A 5964-nucleotide genomic window follows, 5' to 3' on the forward strand; every position below is an offset into this window, starting at 1 on the left:
AGTCATGATAATAGGGCCTTCTGATTAGAAGGCCCTATTATCAATGATTTTTATCCTCGTGACGACACTATCTAGCTCCTTCCGTAAACAACTACATGACCCTTATGTCTGGAATATTTCAGTTTGCGCAGGATAACGGATATATAAAGCAAAACCCGTTTAGCGGAATTAACAGGCTAAAGAAGGCTAAAGCCGATCCAGATCCACTCAGCCGCGATGAATTTATCAGGTTTATAGAGGCATGCCGGCACCAGCAATTAAAGAATTTATGGTCGCTGGCGATTTATACCGGCATGAGGCACGGGGAGTTGTGCGGGCTTGCGTGGGAGGACATTGATTTGAAAGCTGGTACGTTAACGGTCAAGCGCAACCACACCCAAACTGATGAATTCACCCTGCCAAAAACCGAGGCGGGAACTGACAGGGTGATTTTTCTCATCAAGCCAGCAATCGAAGCCCTTAAAAGTCAGGCCGAACTAACACGCCTGGGCAGACAGTATGAGATTGAAGTGAAGTTACGGGAGTATGGCCGGTCAGTCATTCACCCCTGCACCTTTGTTTTCAGTCCTCAGTGTACCCGGCGTGGTGTTCATACAGGATATCACTATGCGGTGAACTCTATTAATAAAATCTGGGCTTCGGTCATTAAACGTGCGGGAATCCGTTACCGTAATGCATACCAGTCACGACATACCTATGCATGCTGGTCGTTGTCTGCCGGAGCCAACCCAAGCTTTATAGCAACCCAAATGGGACACGCTAACGCTCAAATGGTCTTTAAGGTCTATGGAAAATGGATGTCAGAAAGCAGTGCTGAGCAAGTGTCTATACTAAACCAGAAGTTGTCAGAGTTTGCCCCATCCATGCCCCAAGGGGCTGCATGTGGCTAGTAACGCATTTTAAATTCAAGTAGTTAGAGTAGTTTGTTATACATTTTAGTAACACGCTGCACGAAATGCCCTCGACCCGTTTCGCGCTATATGGTGTGATCGGGGTTCAATAAATCAATAAACAAGGTATACTCCAGCGGATTCCACCTGCTTTGTTTATTGTACTAAACGCTCCTGTGAGAGGATGCTACGGCGCACCATGACACGACTCGCTACCCCTGCTCTGCAGACGCTGCTGGATACCGATGCCTACAAATTGCATATGCAACAGGCGGTCTTCCATCACTACTACGATGTGCATGTTACAGCGGAGTTCCGCTGCCGCGGCGATGACCTTCTTGGCATTTACGCCAGCGCTATTCGCGAACAAATCGACGCAATGCAACATCTACGCCTGCAGGAAGACGAATTCCAGTGGCTGTCTGGTCTCCCCTTCTTTAAAGCCGATTACCTGCAGTGGCTACGCGATTTCCGTTACGACCCGTCGCAAGTGACGGTCATTAATGACAATGGCAAGCTGAACATTCGTATGTCCGGCCCGTGGCGCGAAGTGATCATGTGGGAAGTGCCGCTGCTGGCGGTAATTAGCGAGCTGGTGCATCGCTGCCGCTCTCCGCAGGTGGGTGTTCAGCAGGCCCTGCTGCATCTTGAAACAAAACTGGCGGATTTTGCTAGCCGCACCGCTGAGCTGGATATGTCCGGCTTCCGTCTGATGGATTTCGGCACCCGCCGCCGTTTTTCGCGCGATGTGCAACACGCCATCGTAGCGCGTCTCAAACAAGAACCGTGGTTTATCGGCACCAGCAATTACGATCTGGCGCGCCGTCTGTCGCTCACCCCAATGGGGACTCAGGCCCACGAATGGTTCCAGGCGCATCAGCAAATCAGCCCGGAGCTGGCCACCAGCCAGCGTGCCGCGCTGGCCGCATGGCTGGAAGAGTACCCGGAGCAGCTCGGTATTGCCCTGACAGACTGCATTACCATGGACGCCTTCCTGCGTGATTTCGGCCCGGTGTTTGCCCAGCGTTATCAGGGGCTGCGCCATGACTCGGGGGATCCGGTTGAATGGGGCGAGAAAGCCATCGTGCACTATGAAAAACTCGGTATCGATCCGTTGTCTAAGACGCTGATTTTTTCGGACAATCTCGATTTGAATAAAGCACTGGATCTCTACTACCACTTTGCCTCCCGCATCAATCTGGGCTTCGGTATTGGTACGCGGCTGACCTGCGATATTCCACATGTGAAGCCGCTGAATATCGTGATTAAGCTGGTCGAGTGTAACGGTAAACCGGTGGCAAAATTATCTGACAGCCCCGGCAAAACGATTTGCCACGATAAAGCTTTCGTTCGCGCGCTGCGCGAGGCCTTTGACCTGCCGCAGGTGAAGAAAGCCAGCTAACTCGCCGATAGAACAAAAAAGCGTTCCCAGTATGGAACGCTTTTTTTATGCCCGATTTCCAGCGTTATTCAGTTTGTAAAGGCAAACGTGTTCTGATGACTTCGGCAAAATATTCCGCCCCGGTCAGCAGGATGTCGTCATTGAAATCGTAACAAGCGTTATGCAGCGGCGTTGCGCCTTTTGCATCACTGTCATCGCCGTTACCCAGGAAGATAAAGCAGCCAGGGATATGCTGTAAAAAGGCGCCGAAGTCTTCGGAAATCATCATCTGCTGGACGTTGCCATCAACGTTTTGTTCACCCACCACGTTCTTCGCCGCGTTCACCGCCACGTTCACACAAACTTCGTGATTCACCGTCGGGGCAAACTCGTGCGTATAGGAAAATTCACACTGTGCCCCGTGCATGGCGCAAATGCCTTCACAGATGGCTCGCATCCGCTTTTCAAGCAGCGCCTGTACCTGCGGTGAATAGCTGCGCGTGTCGCCTTTAATTTCAACATGCCCGGGAATTGCATTACGGATACCATCCGTGTGCAGTTCAGTACATGAAATCACCGCCGGAACATTGGGATCGACGTTGCGGGAGACAATTGTTTGCAAGGCGAGAATGATCTCCGCCGCAATCACCAGCGGATCTTTGCTCATATGGGGACGCGCCGCATGGGAACCCTGCCCCTGGATGTGGATAACAAAGTTGTCCTCACTGGCCATAATGCCGCCGACGCGCGTCGCTATCGTCCCGGCTTTCATCCCGGGCATATTGTGCAGGCCGTAAATCTCTTTGATACCAAAACGCGTCAGCAAGCCATCGGCCATCATTGCGTTCGCGCCATAGCCGGGTTCTTCTGCGGGCTGAAACACAAAACACACAGTACCGTTAAAGTTTTTACGCTTTACCAGTAACTGCGCCGCCCCCAACACCATCGAGGTGTGCCCGTCATGGCCACAGCCGTGCATTCGTTCAGGCGTGGTGGAACGGTATGCATGTTCGCCCCGTTCGGTAAGTTGAATGCAGTCGATATCAGCACGGATGCCAATGACGTCTTTACCTTCACCGCATTTCAGCACGCCCACCAGCCCGGTTTTCCCCAGATTGCGGTGCACTTCAATCCCCATTTGTTCAAGCTGTTGCGCAATAAACGCCGATGTTTTGACCTCTTCAAACGCACTTTCAGGATGAGCATGAAGATGATGACGCCATGCCATTAACTGCTGTTTTAACTGTTGCTGATTCATAGACTCTCCGGTCATGTCGTTAGGCTGCTCTCTGGGCGCGTTTTAAGACCACCTGCAGCAATACGTTGCCGGCCGGGCAGACGGACGCCATAAACTGCGCGTCATGGCCTGCGCCGCTGGGTAACCGGCGATGACTTAATCGCTGCAGCCGGGCTTCATCCTCAACGGCGTCCACGATCTTTGGTTGCTAATGCCGCCTCCAGCGGATAGTCACCGGCAAACACCACGTTGCCCATCATATCCGGCTGGAAACGCACACCTTCTTCATTCGTAAAGAAGGTCACCGCGATCGGGCGTAAGGGGCGAATCCCCGCCTCCTTAAGCGTGGCAATCACTTCAAGCCCCGCCATGACGCCATAATTGTCATCATAGAGACCGCCTGTTCCCACGGTATCAATATGCGAGCCCATCATGACCATCGGCAAGTCGCACTCACCGGCAAAAATCCCTGTCACATTGCCAATGGCATCAATACGGATTGCAAGCCCCAGAGCCTGCATGCGGGCAACCACAAAGTCCCTGCCCGCTTTATCCTCTGCCGTCGCGGCCAGGCGGCAAACGCCTCCGCCCGCAAGTGCGCCGTATTTACCCAGTTCGAAAAGTGAATCAACCAGTCGTTGACCGCTGATCTGCAGATGCTGACTCATATTGCTGTTTCCCTCTTAATCGCGTCTTTACTTCGCCATGCCCTAGAAGATGGCGGAGACCGTAATCAGGCCAATAAGCGTGACAAAAACGTTGCTGATTTTGCCCCGGTACGAAGCCAGTACGGGCAGTTTGTGGATGGCGTACATCGGCAACAGCAGCAGAATCGCCGCACCGGTCGGGCCGCTGATGCTTTCAATAATTCCCAGACTGCTGGGGTTCCTCCAGGCAAAGAACCAGCAGGTCGCAACCATAAAGATAAAAATCATGCTGTTGACCACGCGAATCCCCGGCTTTTTCCCTTTCGCGCCGGCGGCTTCAACGATCATGTCGCGTAAGGATTCATTGGCACCGATGTAATGGCCGAGAAAGGATTTTGTGATGGCAACAAAGGCGATGACGGGGGATAGCCAGGCGATAACCGGCGTCTCAAAATGGTTCGCCAGGTACGAGAGAATGGATAGATTTTGCGCTTTGTCCTCCGCCAGTTGCTGAGGCGACAAGCTCAACACACAGCTGAGGACAAAAAACAGCACGACGACAACCATCAGCACAATGCCGTAACGTTGAATTTGCCCACATTTCTCATCAGCCGCTTCCAGCCCATAGCGTTGCTTCTGGCGTACCACCATCGGCGAGATAATCGGGTAGTGATTGAATGACATCACCAGTACCGGAAACGTCATCCATAGCGTCATCAAAATGCCATACCCTGCTCCTGTGTAGCTCAGGTCCGTTGTCTCAAGAATGGCGCCATTCCACTGGGGAATCAGGAACAGCGCCATAAAAATAAGCGAGGCAATAAAGGGATACACCAGCGTGCTCATCACACGCATGATGAACTGCTGACCCAGGCGCACAATGAACATCAGCCCAAGGATAAGCACGCTAGCCACCAGTGCCCTCGGGGGTTCCGCCATGCCCAACTGGTGGGTATTAAAGCTTTGCGCTGTATTGGTGATGGCGACCGCATACATAATCAGGATGGTATAGATGGCAAAGAAATAGATAACCGTGAATGTCTTCCCCGCCAGGGCGCCAAAATGTTCGCCAATCACATCGGTGATGGCACTTTCCGGTGTGCTGGAGGAGTAGATAAAGCGCGCCAGGCCACGGTGGGCCAGATACGTAATCGGAAAGGCGAGTGCAAACACAATCAACAGCGGCCAGAAACCACGGATACCGGCGTTAATGGGTAAAAAAAGCACGCCTGCGCCGATGGCGGTGCCAAATAAACCCAACACCCAGACGGTGTCCTCACTATGCCATTTTTGCGGATTGCTTATTTCAGTTTGATCAAGGGCCGTTATATTTTTCATAGGTGATGTTCTCTTATTTTTTCACGTTAACGCGTCTTTTATTTATTGTCAGAATGCGTTAACTATTGAGGACGTGTAGGGTAATATTGTCGCCCCCCATTTTTATGCATAAGAAATATCAGGCACTGCGACCAAACCAGACGATATCTTCATAAACATCCGGAGAGGTATCGCCTTCCGTACTAATAAGCAGGACATGCGATTGTTCATTCAGGTTCAGGCGCTCTTTTAATGCCCGGTGACATTGATTGCTCATCAGTTCATAAATAAGCCCGGTGCCAATTGCGCCGGATTCACCGGAAATAAAAGCGTCATCGGTTCCCGGACGCGGCGCGGCTAAAATACGCATTCCGTTGGCCGCCAGTCGGTCATCCGCCGAAATAAAACAGCTCGCACGCGAATTCAGATAATAAGTGCAACGCTCGGACATGATTGTGGAGAGTGTAGGAGGAAGGGTTAACTACCGATAAG

Annotated in this window: 3 protein-coding genes and 3 pseudogenes; 2 read left to right on the forward strand and 4 right to left on the reverse strand. The window is 51.9% G+C overall.

Annotation, left to right across the window (positions count from 1 at the left end; all coding sequences use genetic code 11):
• Window positions 1-80 precede the first annotated feature (80 nt).
• A pseudogene (locus ACSZPU_RS22460) lies at window positions 81-890 on the forward strand (tyrosine-type recombinase/integrase); the annotation flags it as partial.
• Window positions 891-1089: 199 nt separating this feature from the next.
• The gene (pncB, locus tag ACSZPU_RS22465) at window positions 1090-2292 is read left to right on the forward strand and encodes a nicotinate phosphoribosyltransferase (protein WP_499003327.1); all 1203 of its coding nucleotides are present in this window, start codon (window positions 1090-1092) and stop codon (window positions 2290-2292) included.
• 64 nt (window positions 2293-2356) lie between these two features.
• Here pncB and ACSZPU_RS22470 read toward each other — a convergent pair whose 3' ends face one another.
• From ACSZPU_RS22470 to ACSZPU_RS22485, 4 genes and pseudogenes are all read right to left on the reverse strand, one after another.
• Window positions 2357-3529, reverse strand: coding sequence for a M20 aminoacylase family protein (locus ACSZPU_RS22470; protein ID WP_499003328.1), 1173 nt, complete (start codon window positions 3527-3529; stop codon window positions 2357-2359).
• Window positions 3530-3705: 176 nt separating this feature from the next.
• A pseudogene (locus ACSZPU_RS22475) lies at window positions 3706-4176 on the reverse strand (M20/M25/M40 family metallo-hydrolase); the annotation flags it as partial.
• 42 nt (window positions 4177-4218) lie between these two features.
• On the reverse strand, window positions 4219-5493 hold the full coding sequence (locus tag ACSZPU_RS22480) for an SLC5/6 family protein (RefSeq protein ID WP_499003331.1): 1275 nt from the start codon (window positions 5491-5493) through the stop codon (window positions 4219-4221).
• Window positions 5494-5611: 118 nt separating this feature from the next.
• Window positions 5612-5899, reverse strand: a pseudogene (locus ACSZPU_RS22485) (diaminopropionate ammonia-lyase); the annotation flags it as partial.
• Window positions 5900-5964: the final 65 nt, after the last annotated feature.

This window comes from Phytobacter sp. V69, assembly GCF_965644215.1.
Classification (GTDB): domain Bacteria; phylum Pseudomonadota; class Gammaproteobacteria; order Enterobacterales; family Enterobacteriaceae; genus Phytobacter.

Bases quoted from the DNA above. Each gene is read 5' to 3' on its own strand.
- pncB (WP_499003327.1), top strand. From the start codon at position 1,090: ATGACACGACTCGCTACCCCTGCTCTGCAGACGCTGCTGGATACCGAT.
- ACSZPU_RS22470 (WP_499003328.1), bottom strand. From the start codon at position 3,529: ATGAATCAGCAACAGTTAAAACAGCAGTTAATGGCATGGCGTCATCAT.
- ACSZPU_RS22480 (WP_499003331.1), bottom strand. From the start codon at position 5,493: ATGAAAAATATAACGGCCCTTGATCAAACTGAAATAAGCAATCCGCAA.